The organism is Actinoplanes campanulatus (assembly GCF_014647795.1).
Taxonomy (GTDB): domain Bacteria; phylum Actinomycetota; class Actinomycetes; order Mycobacteriales; family Micromonosporaceae; genus Actinoplanes; species Actinoplanes campanulatus.
Map to the genome: position 1 here is coordinate 836,027 of NZ_BMPW01000001.1, position 21,993 is coordinate 858,019.

At 70.2% G+C, this 21,993-nt stretch carries 16 protein-coding genes; 5 read left to right on the forward strand and 11 right to left on the reverse strand.

Features of this window, described 5'->3' with window-relative positions; translation table 11 throughout:
* Positions 1-136: 136 nt before the first annotated feature.
* Positions 137-1,723 carry a citramalate synthase gene (gene cimA / locus IEZ13_RS03745; protein WP_183216636.1) on the forward strand — a complete coding sequence of 529 codons (1,587 nt, stop codon included), beginning with the start codon at positions 137-139 and terminating at the stop codon, positions 1,721-1,723.
* Here the strand turns inward: cimA and thrS are convergent.
* The 5 genes from thrS to IEZ13_RS03770 form a co-directional block, all read right to left on the reverse strand.
* Positions 1,690-2,910 (reverse strand): threonine--tRNA ligase, encoded by a 1,221-nt coding sequence (thrS, locus tag IEZ13_RS03750; RefSeq protein WP_183216638.1) that lies wholly within the window; start codon positions 2,908-2,910, stop codon positions 1,690-1,692. The two genes, cimA and thrS, sit on opposite strands and share 34 nt — an antisense overlap.
* Positions 2,911-3,059: 149 nt before the next feature.
* Entirely contained in the window at positions 3,060-3,593 is a 534-nt protein-coding gene (locus tag IEZ13_RS03755; RefSeq protein WP_183216640.1) for a GNAT family N-acetyltransferase, read from the reverse strand.
* A complete protein-coding gene (locus IEZ13_RS03760; protein ID WP_183216642.1) occupies positions 3,590-4,585 on the reverse strand; it encodes an endonuclease/exonuclease/phosphatase family protein in 996 nt (331 codons plus the stop codon). Before IEZ13_RS03760 ends, IEZ13_RS03755 begins: the two co-directional genes overlap by 4 nt.
* A gap of 158 nt (positions 4,586-4,743) precedes the next feature.
* Positions 4,744-6,084 (reverse strand): M16 family metallopeptidase, encoded by a 1,341-nt coding sequence (locus IEZ13_RS03765; protein WP_183216644.1) that lies wholly within the window; start codon positions 6,082-6,084, stop codon positions 4,744-4,746.
* Positions 6,081-7,394 (reverse strand): M16 family metallopeptidase, encoded by a 1,314-nt coding sequence (locus tag IEZ13_RS03770; protein WP_183216646.1) that lies wholly within the window; start codon positions 7,392-7,394, stop codon positions 6,081-6,083. The genes IEZ13_RS03765 and IEZ13_RS03770 overlap by 4 nt, the downstream gene beginning before the upstream one ends.
* A 126-nt stretch (positions 7,395-7,520) precedes the next feature.
* Between IEZ13_RS03770 and arfB the strand changes: the two genes are divergently transcribed.
* Complete coding sequence (arfB, locus tag IEZ13_RS03775) at positions 7,521-7,943, forward strand: alternative ribosome rescue aminoacyl-tRNA hydrolase ArfB (RefSeq protein WP_183216648.1); 423 nt, start codon at positions 7,521-7,523, stop codon at positions 7,941-7,943.
* Between the two features lie 255 nt (positions 7,944-8,198).
* Positions 8,199-8,945, forward strand: coding sequence for a hypothetical protein (locus IEZ13_RS03780; protein ID WP_183216650.1), 747 nt, complete (start codon positions 8,199-8,201; stop codon positions 8,943-8,945).
* A gap of 688 nt (positions 8,946-9,633) precedes the next feature.
* On the opposite strand, the gene IEZ13_RS03785 is transcribed toward IEZ13_RS03780, so the two are convergent.
* Positions 9,634-9,900 carry a hypothetical protein gene (locus tag IEZ13_RS03785; protein WP_183216652.1) on the reverse strand — a complete coding sequence of 89 codons (267 nt, stop codon included), beginning with the start codon at positions 9,898-9,900 and terminating at the stop codon, positions 9,634-9,636.
* 697 nt (positions 9,901-10,597) lie between these two features.
* Here IEZ13_RS03785 and IEZ13_RS03790 point away from each other — a divergent pair.
* Positions 10,598-11,488 (forward strand): RpnC/YadD family protein, encoded by an 891-nt coding sequence (locus IEZ13_RS03790; RefSeq protein WP_183216654.1) that lies wholly within the window; start codon positions 10,598-10,600, stop codon positions 11,486-11,488.
* A gap of 115 nt (positions 11,489-11,603) precedes the next feature.
* On the opposite strand, the gene IEZ13_RS03795 is transcribed toward IEZ13_RS03790, so the two are convergent.
* From IEZ13_RS03795 to IEZ13_RS03815, 5 genes are all read right to left on the reverse strand, one after another.
* The gene (locus IEZ13_RS03795; protein WP_183216656.1) at positions 11,604-12,701 is read right to left on the reverse strand and encodes a branched-chain amino acid aminotransferase; all 1,098 of its coding nucleotides are present in this window, start codon (positions 12,699-12,701) and stop codon (positions 11,604-11,606) included.
* 123 nt (positions 12,702-12,824) lie between these two features.
* A complete protein-coding gene (locus IEZ13_RS03800) occupies positions 12,825-13,850 on the reverse strand; it encodes a 3-isopropylmalate dehydrogenase (RefSeq protein WP_183217219.1) in 1,026 nt (341 codons plus the stop codon).
* 334 nt (positions 13,851-14,184) lie between these two features.
* On the reverse strand, positions 14,185-14,514 hold the full coding sequence (locus tag IEZ13_RS03805) for a hypothetical protein (RefSeq protein ID WP_183216658.1): 330 nt from the start codon (positions 14,512-14,514) through the stop codon (positions 14,185-14,187).
* A 14-nt stretch (positions 14,515-14,528) separates the two neighbouring features.
* The gene (locus IEZ13_RS03810) at positions 14,529-18,272 is read right to left on the reverse strand and encodes a hypothetical protein (RefSeq protein WP_183216660.1); all 3,744 of its coding nucleotides are present in this window, start codon (positions 18,270-18,272) and stop codon (positions 14,529-14,531) included.
* 89 nt (positions 18,273-18,361) lie between these two features.
* The gene (locus tag IEZ13_RS03815) at positions 18,362-19,381 is read right to left on the reverse strand and encodes a hypothetical protein (RefSeq protein WP_229794424.1); all 1,020 of its coding nucleotides are present in this window, start codon (positions 19,379-19,381) and stop codon (positions 18,362-18,364) included.
* Between the two features lie 587 nt (positions 19,382-19,968).
* Here IEZ13_RS03815 and IEZ13_RS03820 point away from each other — a divergent pair.
* The gene (locus IEZ13_RS03820; RefSeq protein ID WP_183216664.1) at positions 19,969-21,804 is read left to right on the forward strand and encodes a hypothetical protein; all 1,836 of its coding nucleotides are present in this window, start codon (positions 19,969-19,971) and stop codon (positions 21,802-21,804) included.
* The last annotated feature ends 189 nt before the right edge of the window (positions 21,805-21,993 follow it).

Here is a 21,993-nt window from a genome sequence, read left to right on the forward strand (position 1 = left end):
CACCCGTGACCCACTCCGTGCTGATTATTCGCACCTAGCGCGCCGGCTGACTCTCTCGCCGACGCGCAGACCTCCCGCATCCGCGGGGGGTCTTTTTGTTGTTGCTGTGGGTGACCGACCGAAAGGACATCCCCTGATGGAGTACCAGGTGTTCGACACGACGCTGCGCGACGGTGGGCAGCGCGAGGGAATCAGCTACACGGTCGCCGACAAGCTCGCCGTCGCGCGCCTGCTGGACGAGTTCGGAGTGGGCTTCATCGAGGGCGGCTGGCCCGGCGCCATGCCCAAGGACACCGAGTTCTTCGAACGGGCGAAGACCGAGCTGGAGCTACGGCACGCGGTGCTGGTCGCATTCGGGGCGACCCGCAAGGCCGGCGTCGACGTGGCCGGCGATCCCCAGGTCAAGGCGCTGCTGGACGCCGGGACCCCGGTGGTGTGCGTGGTCGCGAAGTCCGACATCCGGCACGTCGAACGGGCGCTGCGCACCACCGGCGACGAGAACCTGGACATGGTCCGGGACACCGTCCGGCACCTGGTCGCCAACGGCCGGCGCGCCTTCGTGGACTGTGAGCACTTCTTCGACGGCTTCCGGTACGACCCGGAGTACACCGCGAGCGTGGTGAAGGCGGCCATCGAGGCGGGCGCCGAGCGGGTCGTCATGTGCGACACCAACGGCGGCATGCTCCCCTCGATGATCACCAAGGCGATCAACGAGGTGGTCGAGCGGACCGGCGTGACCCCGGACCGGCTCGGCATCCACTGCCAGAACGACACCGCCTGCGCGGTCGCCAACACGGTCGCCGCGGTCGAGGCCGGGGTCCAGCACTTCCAGTGCACGGCCAACGGGTACGGCGAGCGCCCCGGCAACGCCGACCTGTTCGCCACGGTCAGCAACCTGCAACTCAAGCTCGGGCTGAAGGTCCTACCGGACGGATGCCTGGAGAAGGCGACGCGGGTCTCCACCGCGCTCGCCGAGATCGCCAACATCGCCCCCGACACCCACCAGGCCTATGTCGGGGCCGCGGCGTTCGCCCACAAGGCGGGCCTGCACGCGAGCGCGATCAAGGTGGATCCGCTGCTCTACAACCACATCGACCCGTCGGTTGTCGGCAATGACATGCGGATCCTGGTAACCGAGATGGCCGGCCGGGCCAGCATCGAGCTCAAGAGCCGTGAGCTCGGACTGGACCTGGCCGGCCACCCCGACACCCTGTCGAAGGTCACGCAGCGGGTCAAGGACCTGGAGGCCGAGGGCTGGTCCTTCGAGGCCGCCGACGCCTCCTTCGAGCTGCTGGTCCGCAACGAGCTGCCCGGCACGGACGTGGTCAGGCCGTTCACCCTGGAGTCGTACCGGGTGCTGGTCGAGCACCGCGAGGACGGCACGGTCATCTCCGAGGCCACCGTCAAGGTCCGGGCCCACGGCGAACGGGTGATCGCCACGGCCGAGGGCAACGGCCCGGTCAACGCCCTGGACGAGGCGCTGCGCACCGCCCTCGGCAACCACTACCCGCAGCTGAAGACGTTCGAGCTCTCCGACTTCAAGGTGCGGATCCTGGAGGGCAGCCACGGCACCAACGCGATCACCCGGGTGCTGCTGGAGACCAGCGACCACAACCGCGAGTGGACCACGGTCGGCGTCCACGAGAACATCGTCGAGGCCAGCTGGACCGCCCTCGTCGACTCCCTGACCTACGGTCTGGCACGCAGTTCCACTCCCGCCTGACGTTGTTCCCGGGCGGCCGCGCTGATCAGTTCGATCGCGGCCGCCGCGGGCATCGGGGCCAGTTGACGGCCGTCGCGCAGCCGTAGCGCCACGCTGCCGTCGGCGGCCTCCCGGGCGCCGATCACCGCGAGGTACGGGACCTTCCGGCACTCCCGGATCCGGGCGCCGACCGAACCGTCGTGCAGCACCTCCACCCGCAGGTCGGCGGCCCGCGCGGCGAACTCCCGGGCCGCCTCGTCCTGGTCCGCGCCGACCGGCAGGATCGCCAGCTGGACCGGGGCGTACCAGACCGGGAACGCGCCGCCGTGCACCTCGATCAGGTGCCCGAAGAGCCGCTCCATCGACCCGGCCAGGCTGCGGTGCACCATCACCGGACGGGACCGGCCGCCGCTCGCGTCCACGTACTCCAGCTCGAACCGCTCCGGCTGGTGGTAGTCGACCTGGACGGTGGCGAGGGTCCACTCCCGGCCGGACGGATCGACCACCTGAACGTCGATCTTCGGGCCGTAGAACGCCGCTTCGCCCGGCGCCTCGGCGTACGAGATCCGCTCTTGCGAAAGCGCGGCGCGCAGCAGCCCCTCGGCCCGCGCCCACATCGCGTCGTCGCCGCCGTACTTCTTCCCGGGCCCGCGCAGCGACAGCCGGAAGGAGACCGGGCCCACGCCGAGGGCGGCGTGCGCCTCGCGCATCAGCCGCAGGACCCCGGCCACCTCGGCGCCCGCCTGCTCCTCGGCGCAGAAGACGTGCGCGTCGTTGAGCAGCATCGACCGGACCCGGGACAGGCCGCCGAGAACCCCCGAGCGTTCCGCTCGGTACATCGGTCCCAGCTCGGCGATCCGCAACGGCAATTCCCGGTACGAACGACCGCGCGACCGGAAGATCAGGGCGTGATGCGGGCAGAGGCTGGGACGCAGCACCAGGTCGTCCGCACCGACCCGCATCGGCGGAAACATCTCATCGGCGAAGTTGTGCCAGTGCCCGGACAGTTCGTACATCCGGCGTCTGCCCAGCGCCGGGGAGTGGACGTGCCGGTAGCCGGCGCGGCGCTCCAGCTCGTACAGATAGGACTCGACCTCGTGGCGGGCGGCCGCGCCGTCCGGCAGCCAGAACGGCAGGCCCGCGCCGATCAGCGGGTCGGAGTCGAACAGGTCCAGCTCGCGGCCGAGCCGGCGGTGATCTACGGACATCGTGGGTCTCCCTCGAAAACGGGGACCCCGGAACGACACAGCCCCGGGCAGGTCACCCGGGGCCGTGGTCGTCGCTGTCAGCTCAGCGCGATCGGACGCCGGGACACCCCGGCGTGGTCGTGATCGAGCTCGGCATCATGCCCACGAGGTTAGGCGGCGCCGCCGCGCGCGGCGAGCCAGTTTTCGGCGAGGAGCTGATAGAGGTAGTGGTCCTGCCAGTCGCCGGCGATCCGCAGATAGCGCGGGGCCATCCCGAAACGCTGGAAGCCGTTGCGCTCCAGGACCCGCTGCGAACGGACGTTGTGCAGCAACGTGCCCGCCTCCAGCCGATGCAGGCCGTAGGTGGTGAACGCCTGCTCGGCCACCGCGGCCACGGCGGCGCTCGCCACCCCGCGCCCGGCGGCCGCCGCGGCCACCCAGTAGCCGAGGTTCGCCGACTGGAACGGCCCGTGCACGACGTTGGAGAGGTTGACCCGGCCGACGATCCGGCCGGCCTCGACGATCGCGTGCGGCAGCGCGTTGCCCTGGCGCAGCGTGTCGGAGATGATCTGCCATTGACCCGCGGTGGTGTAGAACTCCTCGGAGCGCTCCGGATCCCAGGGCGCCAGGTGCTCCCGGTTGGCCCGCACCAGGACGGCCAGCTCCTCGGCGTCCGCCGGGCTGATCAGGCGGATCGTGATCATGCGGTCGGCACCGTCACCCAGGCGATCACCGCTCGGTGGTCCGACTCGGCCACCGGATAGACCTTCACGTCCTTCACCCCGATCCGCTCGTCGACCAGCACGTGGTCGATGGTGACCGGTGGGATCGGATCCCCGTCGTACGGCCCCCAGCTGCCCACCAGGCCCTTCCCGACGGCGTCGGCGGCGTCCCGGTAGCCGGTGCCGATCAGATCGCGCAGCTGCCGGTGATCGAGCGTCGCGTTGAAATCGCCCATCAGGATCTTCGGCAGCCCGCCCTCGGCCGGCACCTGCTCCCGCAGATCGGTCGACCAGCCGGGGATCCGGTCCCGCTCCGACGGGGCGAGCGGGTGCACCGACTCGACGTAGATCGTCCCGGCGCCCGGCACCTGGACGGCGGCGTGGGCCTGCTGGAAGCCGCCGGTGTTGCGCTTGGCGGCCTGCTCGGCGAACGGGTAGCGGGAGTAGAGGCCGGAGCCGCTCGCACCCCACTCCGGGGCGAACTGGCGATGGGGCAGGATCTCCTCGAGACCGGCCACCTGCAACGCGTTCTGCCCGCGCTCGGTGAACTCCTGCACGGCCAGCACATCCACCCGCTGCTCCCGGACCAGCTTCACGACCGCCTCCGGGTCGGCGCCGCTGAACAGCAGGTTCGCCGTCATCACCCGCAACTCGACGCCGCTTTCCGGCCCCTTGTCCGAGTCGGGCAGGGCGCGCGGCACCACGGCCACCGCGAAACCGAACGCGATCAGCGCCGCCACGGCGGCGGCCGCCCACCGGCGGGCGATCAGCGACGCGGCGAGCGGGATCAGGGTCCACACCGCGACGTACGGCGTGAACGCCAGGAACATGACCCAGTGGCCGGCCTCCCACCCGAAGGTGCGCCCCAGCAGCCAGACGGCGGCCGGGATCAGCGACAACCAGAGCAGGACGGTGAGAACGATGCGGCGGCGCCGGGCCGGGCGGGCCGCCGGCGGCGCGTCGGTGATCGTCATGGCCGCGACGTTATCCGCCCGCCGCCACCGGCCGACGGTCAACGCGGTTCACGTCACATCATCGACGCCGACGGCAGCCCGGGGCGGAGTCCGGCTGGTTGTCAGGGCTGTCTGAGCGCCGCTGAGACAGCCCTGACAACCAGCCGGACTCCCCACCGTCAGACCTCGGCGTCGGCCAGGTCGCCGAACTCGGCCAGCTCGTCCCGGATCACCGTGCCGTCACCCTCGACGACCAGGGTCAGCCGGTCGGTCGACAGATGGTCGGCGGCTGCCCGCGACACCTGCTCGACGGTCGCCTCCAGATACTCCCGGCGCAGCGTCTCGTAGTAGTCGTCGGGCAGGCCGTGCACCACCAGGGTGGCCAGCGCGCCGGCGATCGCGCCCGGCGTCTGCATCTCCACCGACAGCTGGCCGGCCCGCCAGGAACGCGCCACCTCCAGCTCCGCCTCGGTCACCCCCTCGGCCTCGGTACGAGCGATCTCGCCAAGGGTGTCCCGGATCGCCGGGGCGGTCACCGCGGTCTGCACCCCGGCGGCCACCTCGAACCGGCCGGACCGGCGGGTCATCGCGTACGAGCCGCGGATGCCGTACGTGTACCCCTTCACCTCGCGGATCAGGTGGTTCAGCCGGGACGTGAAGGCGCCGCCCAGCACGGTCGCGGCCAGCGTCATCGGCACGTAGTCGGGGGTCGCCCGCTCCGGCGCCCGGTGCCCCAGCCGCAGCGTCGACTGCACCGATCCGGGCCGGTCCACCAGGATCGTGCGCCGCCGGTCGGGCAGCACCACGCCGAGCGGGCCGGCCGGCTCCAGCGGCTCCCCCGAGGTGCCCTCGAAGGCGGCCTCGGCGAGCGCGTTCAGATCCAGACCGTCCAGGTCACCGGCGACCAGCAGCACGCCCGGCCGCAGCAGCCACGCCTCGTGGAAGGCCAGCACGTCCTCCACCGTCACCGCGGCCACCGAGGTGGGGTCGCCGTGCAGCGGGCGGCTGTACCTCCCGTCGGCGCCGAACAGGTCGCCGCGCAGGGCCGCGTCGGCCCGCGGACCGGGCTGCGCCCAGTCCATCCGCAGCGCGGTCACCTCGTCGTCGCGGACGCGGGCCACGTCCGCCGGATCCAGCTTCGGGGTCCGGGCGGCCTCGGCGGCCAGGCGGACCGCGCCGGCCAGCAGCGGGCCGGGCGCCGACACGCCGACCCGGAAGGCGTCCCAGTCCACCGACGGGGCGAGCTCCGCGCCCAGGCCCTCCAGCGCCAGGGCGTACGCCGCCGAGTCACGCTTGCGGGTGCCCTCCTCCATCGACTTGGCGAGCACCGTGGCGGTGCCCTCCCGGCCGTCGGTCTCCCGGGCGGCGCCGGCGTCCAGCAGCAGGACGGCGCTGGCCAGGATCTGGCCCGGCAGATGGGCGGCGATGACGGTGCCGCCGTGCGCGGAGATCCGGCGGACGGCCGGGAACGCGTACGGGCGGGCGTCGCCCGGGGCCGGGCGGGACGTGACGAGGGTCATGACGGCTCCCCGGGAAGGTAGGTGAGGGTGACGCGGGACTCGGGGCGCAGCACTTCCTTCGCCGCCGCGGTGAGGTCCTCGGCAGTGACGGCCAGCCACTGCGACAGGCGCTCGGCGGCCGCGGCCGGGTCACCGAACTGCGTGGCGTACCGGCCGAGAGTGTCGGCCCGGCCGCCGGCCGTGGACACCTGCCGCCACCAGGCGGTGGTGAGCAGCGCCTTGGCCCGGTTCAGCTCGTCGTCGGTGACCGGCTCGTCGATCAGGCTGCGCATCACGTCGGACAGGCCCGCCTCCAGGGTCTCCAGGGAGACGCCGTCCTTGGCGGTGGCCGTGACGATGAGCGGGGCGGGGGCGTGTGCCAGGTCCACGCCGTACGCGCCGATGTAGTCCGGCTGGGCGATCCGGGCGCCGTCGGCGAGGCGCTGGTAGAGGCGACTGCCCCGCCCGTTGCCGAGCACCGTGGCGAGGACGGTCATCGTGTCGTACCCCTTGGTCCCGAACGGATAGGTCCGGTGCGAGAGATAGATCCGCGGGGCCGGCACCGCGGCCGTCACCTCCTCCCGGGCCGGCTCGGGGGCCGGGGTGGGCAACGTGCCGTCCGGCGCCGGCGGGATGTCCGGCACCGTGGCGATCGCCCCGAAATACTTCTCCGCCAGTGCGAACACCTCGGCTGCGGTGGTGTCGCCGACGACCGTGAGGACCGCGTTGTTCGGCGCGTAGTACTGCTGGTGGAACGCCTTGAAGGTGTCCAGGTCCGCCGCGTTCAGGTCCTCCATCGACCCGATCGTGGCGTGATGGTACGGATGGCCCTGCGGGTAGAGCAGGGGCAGCAGGCGCAGCCAGGCGTCGCCGTAGGGCACGTTCTCGTACCGTTGGCGCCGCTCGTTCTTCACCACCTCGCGCTGGTTGTCCAGCGTCTCCTGGGTGAGCGCCGGAACCAGCCCGCCCATCCGGTCCGCCTCGAGCCACAGCGCCAGCTCCAGGTGCTCGGAGGGCATGGTCTCGAAGTAGTTCGTCCGGTCCGGGTTGGTCGTCGCGTTCAGCGAGCCGCCGTTGCCCTGCACCAGCTTCATGTGCTCGGTCTTCTTCACGTGCTGCGACCCCTCGAACATCAGGTGCTCGAAGAGGTGCGCGAACCCGGTCTGGCCCGGCGGTTCGTGCCGGGAGCCGACGTCGTACCAGAGGTTGACGCAGACGACGGGCGCCGTCCGGTCCTCGCTGACGACGACGCGCAGGCCGTTCGCGAGCCGCGTGGTTTCGATGGGCCACGGATAACCGGTCGTGGCGACCGGTGCGATTGGTGACGTCACCCGACCAATCTTGCCCTGTCCCGGACGATTCCGGCGCGGCCGGATGTCATTCTCGATGGCGCGTGATCACGGCGGGTGCGATGCTGGGCGCCGTGTTCGAGGACGTGCCCCGGGGAGAATGACCAGATGGCTGACATATCGATCCGGCCCGGACTGGCCATCCCCGAGGCCGAGCTGAGCTGGCGGTTCTCCCGCTCCAGCGGCCCGGGTGGGCAGGGCGTGAATACGACGGACTCGCGTGTTGAGCTGTCCTGGGACCTGGCCGGGTCCGACGTGCTCTCGTCGGCGTTGAAGGTCAGAGCCATCGAGCGGCTGGCCGGCCGCCTGGTCACCGGGGTACTGACGATCACGGCGTCGGAGCACCGCTCCCAGCTTCGCAACCGTGAGGCCGCCGAGGCGCGGCTCGCGGCCGTCGTCGCGGCGGCCGTCGCGCCGCCGCCGCGCGCCCGTCGGCAGACGAAGCCGACCCGCGGTTCGGTGGAGCGGCGCATCGCCGAGAAGAAGCGGCGCGGCCAGGTAAAACGCGGCCGACGCGGAGACATCGACTGAATCGGCACTAACCAGAGAAGCCCCGCCCAGGACCTACCTGGGCAGGGGCTTTCCTATTTGAAGAGCGCAACGATCGCGGGTGGCCGGCGGTGCTCGTCGGTCAGCCTGCCGCCTGGACCGTTCCGTTGGCGTTCGTCGTCATGGTGGGCGTCTCGTTGCGCCTGCACGCACCCGAGTCCCTGCGGGGTTGCAGCATTTAAGGATCTTTAAGGTACGAACCCCGTCCGCTGGCGAACGAGGCACGTAAACACGGGCATGAGGAGATCACGCAGCAGTGCATACCGGCGGCCGGGCAGTGGACTCACCGGGCGCAACCGCAAGATCGCCATCGGACTCGCCGTCGCAACCCTGGCCGGCGGCGCGTTCGCCGTCAGCACGGGCATGAGCAACGCCGCCACCAACTGCTCCGGCCTGGACCAGTCGCTGCGCGACACTCTCTCCTTCATGGCCGAACAGCGTGCGAACCCCAACGCGCAGACCAACGCCGTGCTGGCGAACCGCCAGGCCGTGGTCGACATGATCAACGTGCAGCGTCAGCAGGCCGGCTGCACCGCGAACATCGCCGCGCCGCCGGCCGCGAATCCCCCGGCGAACCAGCCCGACACGGGTTCGGACCAGAGTGGAGCGACGGGGAACGCCGGAGCCGGCTCCGGTAACATCGACGCTTTGGTGCCGGCGCTGGGTTTCAGCCCGGGCGATCCGAACGCGACGGCCGACCGCGTGGGCCCTACCGGGGTAAATGTTCCCGGTCGCTGCCCACCCACTCAAGCCCAAGTGAACGCGCAGGTAGCGCTCAAGAATGCGAACTTTCCGAGTGGAACGGACCTTGAAAGCCGCATCCAACGTTTTGAAAAGACCTTGTCGGCGATTCAAGACCTGAAATGCCCCGCATCTTCCACGACTTTGCTGGGCCGCTTGAATTCCTTGACCGCGCTGCGCGCAAACGCGGACCGCGATAACATCCTGCGTGGTTTGGGTTTGAACGAAACGCCAGCGGGATAAAGCCGCGGGGAATGCGGCGCCGTAAACCGCGCCAGCGAAACAAGCGGCAACGGCAACCCTGATCCTTCGCGGATCCTGATCCACCGCACGGAACCGGCTCGCCGGAGGCCCTCGCACCACCGGGGGTCTCCGGCGCGTCCGTGTGTGGGCCATGCGCGCGGTGATCTTCGTCGCTGAGTCGGCCGTGGCTGCCGCGCAGCCGCACCTTCGGCCGCAGTCTTCCGCCCGTGGCGCCAACGGCATATCGCCTGGAGGTTGCTCGAGTCGTGGTCGTCGCCGTGCTCGATGCGGTCGACCTCGTTGGCCGGCGCTCCGCATGGTCCGACCGCGAGCGATGGCGGTCGGACCGTTTCGTTGTCTTGTTCAGCTCTCGCGGAGACTTCGCACGATCGCGTCGGGATCGAAGTCCTGCGGTGACTGATCGGGGACGCCGTGACCGGGAACGAGAGCAGGCTTCATCGCGGCTCCCGTCTCGGAGGCCGGTTGAGCGAGGGCGGCTTGGTAGCTCAACTCGCGACCCTGCCGGGTGATCTCCGTGGGCGTGTCCGCGTCGATGTGGGCTGCCATCTCGGGCGTGAGGTGGAAACGTCTCACGGTGTGGTCGATGAAGACCTCGCGAGTCGGGCGAGGCGCCTTCGCGCGGTGGCCTGGGCTACGGCATCAGCGATGCGGTCCTCGTCAGAGCGCACTAACGGCTCCGCTCCGGCTGCCGGTCCGTCGCACCGTTGCCGGTGACCGGCGACTTGTCCGGCAACGGATCGATGCTATACGCCTCGGTGTCGATGCCGGTCATGTAGGCATCGAGGTCCGCCCATGCCAACACGAGACGGTTCTCGCGTCCGGGCATGTGGCAAAGCGGGTCACCCTGCCAGATGCGCCGGTAGTGTCCTGTGACGATCCGGCCATCGGCGGAATCCCGACCGGCGTCGGTGGAGCGATGGCCGAGAACCGACAATGCACTCGCGAGGCGTCGGATGGCGGTGCGGTTGCCCTCGGCCTCGTTGCGAATAGCGTCAGACTTCTCACGTTCGGCGGCGGTTGTTTCGTTAGCCGCTACGAACGCCGCGTACGCCTCGCGAATCGGCGCGGGGCAGGCCGGATGGTCGAATACGAACTGAGAAAACGTGCGTGCGATCCACGCGCCGGGCGGTGGCTCGGGCGGTCGGCGGAGCGGGCGATGGGGGCGGTCGGGCGGTGAATGGCGGCGCTCGCCATCAGTTCGGGCGGGAGCGTGACGGTCTCGGGCGTCTGCCCGCCCTTGATGGCGGTCGTCTAGTGACGAACCTTCGGAGTCCGAGCGGCGATAGGACGACCGAAGGCGGGACCGTAGTCATAAAATCCCACGGTCTCGCTCCGGCAACCGCCTGGTCACCGGCGTGCTGACCATCACAGCCTCGGAACACCGCTCGCAGCTGCGCAACCGCGAGGCCGCCGAGGCCCGGCTCGCCTCCGTCGTGGCCGCCGCCATCACGCCGCCGCCCCCGCCAGCGCCGCGCCACCAAACCGACCCGCGGCTCGGTCGAGCGGCGCATCGCCGACAAGATGCACCGGGCCCAGGTGAAGCGCGGCCGAGGCGGAGATTTCGACTGACGTCACTCTTGTGGGTGACTGGCGACTAGTGTCATGGCGCAACTGGCGCTACGTTAACCCTCATGCCGTCACACCTGCACGAAATACTCATCGAGATGTTTCGGGGACGGCCCTCCCTGGCTGCGGAGCTGCTCGATGGCCCGCTGCACGGAGATCTCCCCGAGTACGACGAGGCGCACCTCTCCTCAGCCGAGCTGACGGATGTCGCCCCCACCGAGTACCGCGCCGACGCGGTGATCAGACTGACCCGCGCAGGAACCGACGTCCTGGCCGTCGTGGTGGAGGTTCAACTCCGCATCGACGCCCGGAAACGACGAAGTTGGCTGGCCTATGTGGCCACTCTGCACGCACGCTTGAGCTGTCCCGTCGCCCTGCTGGTGATATGTCCGGACGGGGGCGTGGCCGGCTGGGCCGCCAACCCGATCGAGATCGGCCCACCTGCGTCGAAGGTGATTCCGGTGGCCCTGGGGCCCGATGAGGTTCCCGTCGTCACCGACCCGGCGGCTGCCCAGCGGCTGCCTGAGCTGACCGTGTTGTCCACCCTCGCCCACGCTGACCGCGCTGATCCCATTCCGCTGTTCAGGGCTCTGTTCGCAGCTCTCGACGCGGTCGATGTCGACCGCGCGGCTCTATACCATGACTTCATGCTCACGGCGTTGTCAGCCGCAACCCGCAAGCTGCTGGAGGATTTCATGACCACCACCGACTACCCGTACAAGAGTGACTGGGCGCGACGGCAGTTCGCTGCCGGCAGAGCCGAGGGCAAGACCGAGGGCAAGGCCGAGGGCGAAGCCAATGCGATCCTCACCGTGCTGGCGACCCGGGGCTTCGACGTCTCCGACGATGACCGGGCGAAAATCACCCGGTGCACCGACCTGGAACGGCTCGAGGAATGGCTCCGGCGAGCAGTGACCGTCGAGCGGGTGGAGGATCTGGGGCTGGAGATCCGTTAGGGAAGGCGTCAGCCCGGCGGGCGCGCTGCGGCCGGGAGGTCGCAGCGCGCCGCGTGGAGCCGGCGGTTCGGGGTGGGTTGCGGTTGATCGCTGGCTCACCCGTACCGGAAATGGGTCAAAGGACGCGGTGGACCCAGCCGAAGGGGTCTTCGGCGAGGCCGCGCTGGATCTCCACGAGCTGCTTGCGGATGCCCATGGTGACCTCGCCGGGGCCGCCGTCGGCGACGGTGAAGTCGCCGTCCTCGCCGCGGATCGTGCCGATCGGGGTGATCACCGCGGCGGTGCCGCAGGCGAAGGCCTCGCGAACCCGGCCGGAGGCGGCGCCCTCACGCCACTCGTCGAGGCTGATCGGGCGTTCCTCGACGCGGCGGCCGGCCCGCTGGGCCAGCTTGATCACCGAGTCGCGGGTGATGCCGGAGAGGATGGTGCCGGTCAGCGGCGGGGTGACCAGGGAGCCGTCGTCGAGGACCAGGAAGACGTTCATGCCGCCCAGCTCGTCGATGTACTTCCGCTGCACCGCGTCGAGGTAGACGACCTGCTCGCAGCCGTGTTCGGCGGCTTCGGCCTGCGCCGAGAGGCCGGCCGCGTAGTTGCCGCCGCACTTGGCCGCGCCGGTGCCTCCGGGGGCGGCCCGGGTGAAGTCGGGCGACACCCAGATCGTCACCGGTTTGACGCCGCCGGAGAAGTACGGTCCGACCGGGGAGGCGATGACCAGGTAGAGGTACTCGGTGGCGGGGCGGACACCGAGGAAGACCTCGCTCGCGAAGGCGAACGGGCGCAGGTAGAGGCTGCCCTCCGGGTCCTGGGGGATCCAGCTGCGGTCGATGCGGATGATCTCGTGCAGCGACTGGAGGAACGTCTCGACCGGCAGGGCCGGCATGGCCATCCGCTGGGCGGACAGGTTGAACCGGTTGGCGTTGGCGTCCGGGCGGAACATCGCGACACCGCCGTCGGGCAGCGTGTACGCCTTCAGACCCTCGAAGATCTCCTGGGCGTAGTGCAGCACGGCGCTGGCCGGGTCCATCGGGATCGGCGCGCGGGCCTCGACGCGGGGTTCGTACCACCCTTTGCCGTCGGCGTAGCGCACGGTGACCATGTGGTCGGTGAAGATGCGGCCGAAGCCGGGGTTCGACAGCAGGGCGACGCGGTCGGCGTCGCTCACGGGTGCCGGATTCGGACGGATTTCGAAATTGAGGTTGTCATCACCATTCATGGCGAATTGACCTGCTTTCCACAGAAGAATACAAGCATGCGGGGGCACCCGTAGTGCCCCATGAATTTACCCCGAACGGCCGTTAACACAACGGCCGCGGGTGACGTGACGGGTGAAGCCCGCTCAGAGGGCGGAGGCGACCCGGTCGCCGACCTCGGCGGTACGCAGTGGCGCGCCCGGAGCACGGGACGCGACCTCGGCCGCGACCGCCTCGGTTACTCGCCGGGCCTCGTCGAGCTTGCCCAGGTGCTCCAGCAGCAGGGCGGCGGACAGGATGGCGGCCGCCGGGTCGGCGATGCCCTTGCCTGCGATGTCCGGAGCGGAGCCGTGCACGGGCTCGAACGTCGACGGGTACTTCCGCTCCGGGTTGACGGAGCCGCTGGCCGCCATGCCGATGCCGCCGGTCACGGCAGCGGCGATGTCGGTGAGGATGTCACCGAAGAGGTTGTCGGTCACCACCACGTCGAACCGCTGCGGGTTGCTCACCATGAACATGCTGGCGGCGTCGATGTGCTGGTACTCCGTGGTGACCTCGGGGAACTCCGCGGCCACGGCGGCGAAGGCCCGGGACCACAGGTTGCCGGCGTGGGCCAGCACGTTGGTCTTGTGCACCAGGGTGACGTGGCGGCGGTCGCGGCGCTGGGCGCGGGCGAACGCGTCGCGGATGACCCGCTCGACGCCGTGCCGCGTGTTCAGGCTCTCCTCGGTGGCGATCTCGGCGGGGGTGTTCTTGTGCAGAACGCCGCCGGCGCCGACGTAGAGGCCCTCGGTGCCCTCCCGGACCACGACCATGTCGATCTCGCCGGCCTTGACGCCGGAGAGCGGGCTGGTAGTGCCCGGCCACAGCTTGCTGGGGCGAAGGTTCACATACTGATCGAAGTCGAAGCGGAGCCTCAGCAGCAGGCCGCGCTCCAGGATGCCCGGCGGGACGCTCGGGTCGCCGATGGCGCCCAGCAGGATGGCGTCGTGGCCGGCCAGCTCGTCCTGAACCGGCTGTGGCAGGACCTCGCCGGTGCGGTGGTAGAGGCGGGCGCCGAGGTCGTACTCGTTGTAGTCGACCCCGGGAAGAACGGCATCGATGACCTTGCGGGCCTGCGCGGTCACCTCAGTGCCGATGCCGTCGCCGCCGACAACCGCGATCCGCGCCACGCTCACGTCAACTCCCCCAACCATTCCGGTAAACCCCGGCCAGGCTACCCGCCGGTCCCGATCATCGGAACGCAAGTCCCACGAAGTGAACTCCCGGGAAATGCGAACAGCCCCCGGGACCGCGGCAAACGGTCACGGAGGCTGCTGCGACGAGAAATCCCGCCGGGATGCGCACCACTCGCCCGGAGACGGACACCATCACCCGAAGATAGGCCCGTTCGAGACGTGCGGCTAGGACAACGCTAGCGAGTCGGACTTATGGCGCGCAAGGCACACGCCCCGTGTGTCGCCCGCCGACCCGGTTCGGGTCGTGTCGGCGGGCGACCGGAGGACGTCAGCCGGACTCCCCCTCCTTGAGAAAACCCGCATAGACGACCGCCAACAGTGCCGCGTACGCGCGAATCTCCCGCGCGGCCTCCAGGTCGCTCCCTTCGTACTCCGCGCACATGGCGTCGGCCCGGGAGACGATGTCACCCAGTTCGGCAAGGACATCCGCACCCGACGGACGGAACCGGCCGGTCCTCAGGAAGGCTTTCACCACCGAGGCCTGTTCGTCAGCCGCGCCGAGATCAGCGCGAAGCGACTTCAGCTCCGGCGTCGAGCCGAGTGAGGGATAGGGAGCCCGGCACCAGAGGGTGAAAGCGTCCATGAAGCTCAGTTCCATGTCGTCAAGATCCTTCAGCCGCCGGCCACCGGGTGGTAGGTGATGACTTTGCCATCCAGCGTGGTGATCAGCAGCTCGCCGGTGGTCAGATTCTTGTACTTGCGGCCCTTCAATTTGTCGTCAGCGAATCCGACATCGATCAGGTCCACATTCCAGCCGACCGTCCCACGGGGCTGCCGCAGACGCTGGACCAGCGACGTGGCCGAGTCGAGATACTGCTGCTGCGTCATGCCGATGGTGGCTCCCCACCGCTTGTAGTGATCCAGGAAGTTCTTCTCGGGGGAAGGCCAGGTGGCGCTGTGGAAGGCGTTGTTGACGTCGTCGAGCGCGATCTTCAGGCAGGGTAGCCCGCCGTCCGAACTCGCCGCCGCCGCGACGGTGAACGCCGCCGGTGCAGCGGTGAACCCCGCCGGTGTGACCCGCTTGGACTTGCCGGTCAGGCACTTCTGCAGCGCCTTTGCGAGGTCCCTCAGCTCGTCGCGCTTCTTGCGGGCGTCCCGGATCTTCTCGACCCACTTCTCGTACTTCTTGTAGAGGTCGTAAACGTTCTTGATCTTGCGCCACTTGCTCCACGGGATGAGGTCGATGACCGTCCAGAAGCACGCTTCGAAGTTGGGGTTGCGGGCGCACTCCTCCAGGTCCTCCGGAACGATCAGACCCTTCAGGAAGCCGAGTCCCTCCTGCTGGAGGAAATCCATCAGATCCTGCCCCGACAGCGCCATCGCCTGCCGGTACAGCTCCTGCTGCTCAGCGGTCAACTGCTCGAGGATCTCGCTCTGCTCGTCGGTGCTCGGATCGGGCTCGGCAAGCGCCGCCTCGAGCCGCTCACGGTCCGCTGCCTCAGCCCGTTCGTAGGCCTTCTGCGCCTCCACGGCATGCTCCAGCGCCTTGCTGGCCGCGATGGCGGCACTGTCCGCGTACCTCTGCGCGGTCTCCGCCGCGGTCTTGGCATCCGCCGCGTCCTGCTCGGCAGCCGTGGCGGCATTACGGGCAGCCGCCGCATCGTCCTCGGCCCTGGTGGCCGCGGCGCCGGCGGCATCGGCGTCCGCCTGAGCGGCCTGGGCACTACGGCCGGCGATCGCCGCGTCCTGGGCGGCTTCGTTGGCGGCCTGCCGGGCGGCCACGGCATCCGCGCGAGCCTGGGCGTCCGCGCGGGCGGCACTCGCCGCGGCCGCACGAGCCGCGGCCCCCTCGGCCGCTGCCTGTGCGGCCGCCTTCTTCGCCTCGGCTGCCGAAGCCGCCGCAGCAGCAGCCGACCGCGAAGCCTGGGCCGCCGCATTGAATGCCGGCTTGACCTGGTCGTTGGCGAGATTCGCGGCGGCTTCGGCCTTCTCCGCCGCGGTGATCGCCTCGGCCGCGCGCGCCTGTGCCGCGGCAGCCTGTTCCTCCCCGATCGATAGGGCCTGCTCAGCGACGAGCTGAGTGAAGTCGGCGTCGATGTCGGTGCCGGTGAACGGCTGGACCATGGCGATCGCGGTGTCCGTGGGAGCCGCGATACCGGCGGCCGAGTCGCGAGCGGCACTGGCCGCCCGCACGGCGATCTCGGCCTGTGCCGCGGCGGCGACCGCCTCGCTGGTGGCCGCGGCCGCCTCGTCCTTGGTGCGGTTGGCCGACCACAGCGCGCGTACCGCCTCCTCGGCGGCCTGCCCGGCGAGACGGACCGCAGACGTGGCGGCCTCCGCGGCCTTGATCTGCTGCGCCGTGGCCTCCGCGGCTCGCGAGTCCGCTCGTACCCGTGCCGCGTGCGTGGCCTTGGCACTCGCCTCCGCTTTGTCCGCCGCCGCATCCGCGGCCCTCGCGGCCGCCCGGGCGTTCTCGGCGGCTGCCCAGGCCCGTCGCGCCGCAGCGGCTGCCGCGTTCGCCGCAGAGCGGGCGTTGGCGGCCGCACCTGTCGCCGTGTTCGCGTGTCCGCGAGCCGATCGGGCGGCGCCGTCGGCGACGAGATATTCACGCTGGGCATCGTCGGCTGCGGCCTGTGCTTCGTCCCGGCCGTCCTCACTGTCCGCCCTCGCGGCCTGCGACCGCAGGGCCTGCGCCTTGGCCTCGGCGGTCTGCCGATTGCGCTCCGCGGCCAACGCCGCGTCCCGGGCCTGGCCCGCCTCGCGTTCCTTCTGCCACGCACGGCCTTCGGCGGCTTCCGCCGCGTCGTTGGCATCGTAAGCACGGTTGGCGGCGCCGTCGGCGACGGCGGCCTGCGCTTCCGCGTTCGCCCGCGCGGTACGTGCCGCGGCCGCCTGTCGTTCGGCTTCGGCACGGTGAGCCGCCGCGTTGGCCGCCTCCTGCTGGGCGATCTGGCGCTGGCGTTTGGCCTCGGCGGCCTGGGCCTCGGCTTCCTGCCGGTGCCGGCGGGTCTTCTCCGCCTCCGCCCACGCCTTCGCCTCGGCGGCCTCGGCCTGCTCACGGGCCTTCTTCGCGCGCGTCGCGGCGGTCTTGGCCGCGGTCGCCTGCTTCGCCGCCTCAGCCGCCAGCTTCGCCGCCGACTTCGCGTGCTCCTCAGCGTGCTCACGCCACTTGACCGCCTGGGCCGCATGTGCCTCGGCCTGCGCCTGGGCGCCCTGCGCGTTGTTCGTGGCGATCGTCGCGTCGGAAGCGTGCACCGCCGTCTGGGTCGCCCCGACCGCGGCGGTCGCCGCCTCGCTCATGCCCTGCGCGATCTGCGACCACTCGGCCCCGTGCTCCAGGCCGGTGTCGATCAGATCGTCTGCGGCCGCGGTGGCGGTCTGCGCCGCGATCCCCGCCTCCCGTGCGGCGGCCTGCGCGTAGCCCAGCTGCCGTTTCACCTCGGTGTTGGCAGCGGAAAGCTCAGCGGCCTTCGACGCCGCTGTGCCGGTTCCGGCCAGCACCCGCGCCGAATGCCGCGCACCGTTCGCCGCCGCCGCCATCGCGTTCGACGCCTGCTGCAACGCCCGTACACCCTCGCCGTGCGCGACCAGGAGCCGCCGGCGGGCTTCCGAGGCCCGCGCCGACTTCTGCGCCAGCTCGGTCAGCTCCTCGGCCGCCTCGTTCCGGGCTTCGAGGTCCTTCAGGTACTGCTCACGCTCGGCCGCGTCGGCTCGCGCCGCGGTCAGATAGCCACCGTTGAGGAACGCGTTGATCGCCGCGTCGTCATCGGCGAACGCCGCATCCGCAGCCCGCTTCACATTCGACTCGGCCGGAGCCATCGCGGCGATCAGCCGCACCCGCTCACGCAACACCGCCGCCCGCTCGGCAGCGTCAGCGGTCACCTTGGCATCACGATCACGGGCGATCTGAGCCCCGTAGGCGAGGAACGCCGCCCGGTCGCTGTCGCTACCGGCCAGAACCCGCTCGACCTCGGCATTGAAGTACGGGCCACCCGTACCCCTCAAAGCCTTGATCTTGGCCAGGTTGTCGGCGGCCTCCTGCTTCTTCCGCGCCGCTACCTGCTTGTCCAGGGCCGGTTTGTCGGTGATGGCGAACTTCTGGATCGTCGCCGGATCACCGGTCGCCAACGCGGCCAGAGCAGCGTCACGGACCTCCGGCTCCGGCGTGAATTCGGCGACGTCGGCGACGGCCTTACGCCACCGCTCCGCCATCGTGTCGACACCGGTCGTGCCGTTCCACGACTCGGTCACCAGCTCCGGGATGTTGATCTCCGGGCGGGGTTCCTCGGTCGCGGTGGGTGTCGGGGTGGGGGTGGGGTCGGCGGCGAAGGCCGGAGGGGCGTGGAGTCCCGCGCCGACGACGGTGGCCGCCAGCAGCGAGATCAGGGCGGCACGTAGCCGCGTTTGGAGTTTCACAACACATCCGTTCCGCAGTGGGCCCGCATTTGGGCAGGCAAGGACGCTCCGAGGCTGGGCGACCTCGGAGCGCGGGAATCAGGGACCGATCAGGCGGGGGTCTTGGACCAGGCGTGCTCGGCGGCGACCGCGGTCTGGTACAGATCTGCCCAGTAGGTGGCCTGGTCGCGGGCCGTCGTGCGCTCGGCCGACCATTGCCCGCCGATGTCGCCGGAGGCGTCCAGGATCGGTTTCCAGTTGGCGCTGTCGGCGGCGGCCGCCGCGGCGGCAACCTGGCGCCAGGCCTCGGCCTGGCCGAGGGCGATCCGCTCGGCGTCCTGCCACACCACCCGGGCCGGGCCGGCGTTCTGAGCGATGCCGCCCCAGGCGCGGGCGGCGGCGGCACGGGCCTGGACGAGGGCTTCGCCTGCGGCGGTGCGGGCCTTCTCCTCGGCGTTCCTCGCCTCGATGGTCAGGCGCGCGACCTCACGGCGCCAGGTCGCCTCCCGGACCGCGACCTCGCTGCGGTGGGCCCGCACGTCGAGACCGGCCGAGTACGCCCAGCCGTGGCTGAAGAACTCCACCAGATCACCGTCGGTGGCGCCGTCGCGCAGTGCCCACGCCGCGGCGAGCCGCACCTGCGCGCCGGGGTCGTTGTCACGCAGCAGCGCCACATAGGCCCGGTCCGTCGCGACCAGCGCGGCGGCCTGTTCGCCGTCCTGCTCCCGGACCCGGCGGTCACGTTCCTTGGCCGCGGCGTAGCCGGTGCCGGCGAACGTCTCCTGATCGGCGGGTGTGCCGGTCCACGCGTGCTGAGCCGCCGCACAGACCTCCGGCGAATACTCCGGGACACAGGTGTCCACGATGTACTTCACGAAGTCGCTATTGCGTTCCTGACCATCCGCCGCCAGTGACTCTGCGTATTCCCATTCCGATTGGAAGAATCGCAGAATGCCCGCCGCGACATCCTCTTCGAGCAGGGCGGTCCATGCGGTGGAGCGCACGATTGCGCGCTCGTCGTAGTCGGCGAGCCAGAGCACGAACTCGTACTCTGCGTCATTGACCGTCGATTCTCCGGCAGCGGAAATCGTGGGCGGGCTCGCCAGCGCCGAGCCTGCGATTCCTGTCACACTGCCGAGAGTGAGCGTTGCCGCGGCAATAACCGCAGCCAGAACGCGCGCATGCATGCAGGCTCCCCCGTGGAACTCGACAATGACCATCGCCGCTGGCAGGGCGCAGGATCGCCCGGCACGGAACGGCGCAGCGAAGGCGTGATCCATCCGGACCAATGGATTCACGCCGTGGGCATTGAACCACATGAAAGAGCGACCATTCACCCCTCGCTTCCGCATGGAGACGGGGAGCTACGATCCGCCTTGCGCACGCATCGATCACTTCGATAGCATCCGGCCGACCGCGACGCATCCGGAATACGGGGACGCCGGCCACACCTGGTGTGGACGCATCGCGCAATGAATTACGGGGTTCCGCATGCACCGATCAATGGCTTCCGCCTGCGCTGTGTCAGTTTCGACCGACGACACCGCGGACACCGCACGCCGGTCCCGCTGACCACCGGGGACCCGCACCCTTCACCTCACCCAGAAATCCGACGACACGCCCGCGGTGTGTCGGTGATGCCTGCTGCCTCCGTGCAGCCGAAGCGGCTGTCCCCCTGCGCGGCTGCTCGCCTACCCCTGAACTCAGAAAGGCCGACGTGAACATCATCACGCGTGCAAGGCTGACCGGCCTCGCGGGCGCCGCCACCGCGGTCGTGCTGGCCGCGACATCCTTGCCGGCTCCCGCATACGCCGCCGAGACGCCCGCGACGCTGGCCGAGAAGGCCGCCGCGCTCCGCGCCCTGGGCCTCGAGCCGACTCCCACCCGCACCGGGTACAAGGACTGCGATCTCACGGTCGCCATCTGGGAGGCCCTCGACGGACAGGAGTTCCGCGGCGAGGTCCGCACCGCCGCGGTGTCCGCCTTCAGCGACCCGGCATCGCTGAGCGGCGACGCCAGCAAGTGCACCCTGTTCATCCGCACCGAGGTGTTCGCGGCCAAGCAGCGTGACGTCGCCATCCAGGTCGCGGCCGAGGAGCAGAACCGCATCGAACGCGAACTCAAGCAGAAGGCCGCGCTCACCATCGGCCTCACGATCAGCACCGACGACCTCGGGCTGACCGTGAAGAACTTCGTCGACCTGATCCGCAAGAGCGACAAGGCCGGCACCCGGGTCAAGGCGGGCGCCCAGGCCGCCTACGACGCCGCCCACGCCGACCAGCTCACCTTCCTCGGCGACGGCATCGTGACCGCTCACGAAGCCGACCGGGAGGAGCAGATCCGGATCGAGGCCGCAAACGACGAGGCGCTGCGCCTCAAGCTGATCGAGGAGGCCGCCCGCAAGCGGGCCCTCGCCGTCCTCCTGGTCGCGGCCACCGACGGCATGCTCGCCGCCAGCGACCGTGACTTCATCACCTACATCTGGGAGAACGCCGCGGAGGGCACCGAGGTTCGCGGCGCCGCCGAGCGGGCCGTCCTCAGCCGCGAACCGGCCGACTGGAACGCCTACATCCACACCGGCATCCACGAGGCCCGGGAGATCGACCGGCAGCGCGCCGCGCGCAAGAAGTACGAGGCCGACGTCGCGAAGGCTGACGCGCTCATCACCGCCGCCACCGAGAACGGTCACCTCAACGTGGTGCACGCCGCCCGGAAGGCGCTCGCCGGAACCGCCGAGGACCTGGACCTCTTCATCCGCGTCGGCCAGTACGACCTCCAGCTGACCACCGGCCTCGAAGCCAATGAGGTGGGCCTGACCTGGTCGAACAGCCCCACTCCGAAGAGCGGCTTCGTGAACGTCGACGGCTGCATGCCGCTCACCGTAAGGGTTCTGAACGCACAGGTCGCCAGGGCCGACGCTGAGGTGACCAGGGCCGAGATGGACCTGGAACAGCTCGAGATGCAGATCGAGAATGCCTCCACCGCGGCGGAGCGGGCGAAGCTGGTGGCCAAGGTGCCGGGGGCGAAGAAGGCGATCGCCGATGCCAAGGCGAAGCTCGCCGAGGCCAAGGCGGAGTTCGCGGCCTGCAAGGCCAAGAAGCCGGAGCTCGGCATCTCCACCGCCAGGGCGCGCACCGGCGGCAACGCCGTTCGCGTGATCGGCAACGACTTGGACGCCACCAGGTCCTTCGCCTACTTCCAGGCGCTGAACCTGGACCGGATCGTGGTCAAGCCGACGACCAAGCTGACCTACTGGATCTTCCCCAGCAATGACCTGGCGACCGGCGGCAACGGCACCTGCGTCGCCGTGGACCTGATGTTCAGCAACGGCGCCAACCTGCGTGACTCCGGTGCTGTCGACCAGAACGGCAACCGTGCCCACCCCAGCTTCCAGTGCGGCAAGCTGAAGACGAACGAGTGGAACGAGGTCACCGTGCCGCTCGGCGCGCTGTTCAACGGGCGGTCGATCACGCGACTCGACATCGCCTACGACCAGGCGGCCCAGACCGGCGGCTTCGGTGCCCACCTCGACGACATCAGCATCACCCACTGAACCCTGTCACCGTGGCGGGGGTCGGCCGACCCCCGCCACGGTGACGAAGGTTCGCTGAGGACCCTGTGCGGGTGAGCGGTCATGCCGCTCACCCGCACACTCTTCTCCGCGTGTCGGCGACCCGTTTCACGACCGAGGGCACCGGTGATGGCACCATGCGCCGCTGTACGCCGAACCCGACCACATCCA

Coding starts and splice junctions, on each gene's coding strand:
- thrS (WP_183216638.1), bottom strand. CDS start 2,910: ATGTCCGTAGATCACCGCCGGCTCGGCCGCGAGCTGGACCTGTTCGAC.
- IEZ13_RS03760 (WP_183216642.1), bottom strand. CDS start 4,585: ATGACGATCACCGACGCGCCGCCGGCGGCCCGCCCGGCCCGGCGCCGC.
- IEZ13_RS03795 (WP_183216656.1), bottom strand. CDS start 12,701: ATGAATGGTGATGACAACCTCAATTTCGAAATCCGTCCGAATCCGGCA.
- arfB (WP_183216648.1), top strand. CDS start 7,521: ATGGCTGACATATCGATCCGGCCCGGACTGGCCATCCCCGAGGCCGAG.
- IEZ13_RS03805 (WP_183216658.1), bottom strand. CDS start 14,514: ATGGAACTGAGCTTCATGGACGCTTTCACCCTCTGGTGCCGGGCTCCC.
- cimA (WP_183216636.1), top strand. CDS start 137: ATGGAGTACCAGGTGTTCGACACGACGCTGCGCGACGGTGGGCAGCGC.
- IEZ13_RS03780 (WP_183216650.1), top strand. CDS start 8,199: ATGAGGAGATCACGCAGCAGTGCATACCGGCGGCCGGGCAGTGGACTC.
- IEZ13_RS03755 (WP_183216640.1), bottom strand. CDS start 3,593: ATGATCACGATCCGCCTGATCAGCCCGGCGGACGCCGAGGAGCTGGCC.
- IEZ13_RS03790 (WP_183216654.1), top strand. CDS start 10,598: ATGCCGTCACACCTGCACGAAATACTCATCGAGATGTTTCGGGGACGG.
- IEZ13_RS03765 (WP_183216644.1), bottom strand. CDS start 6,084: ATGACCCTCGTCACGTCCCGCCCGGCCCCGGGCGACGCCCGCCCGTAC.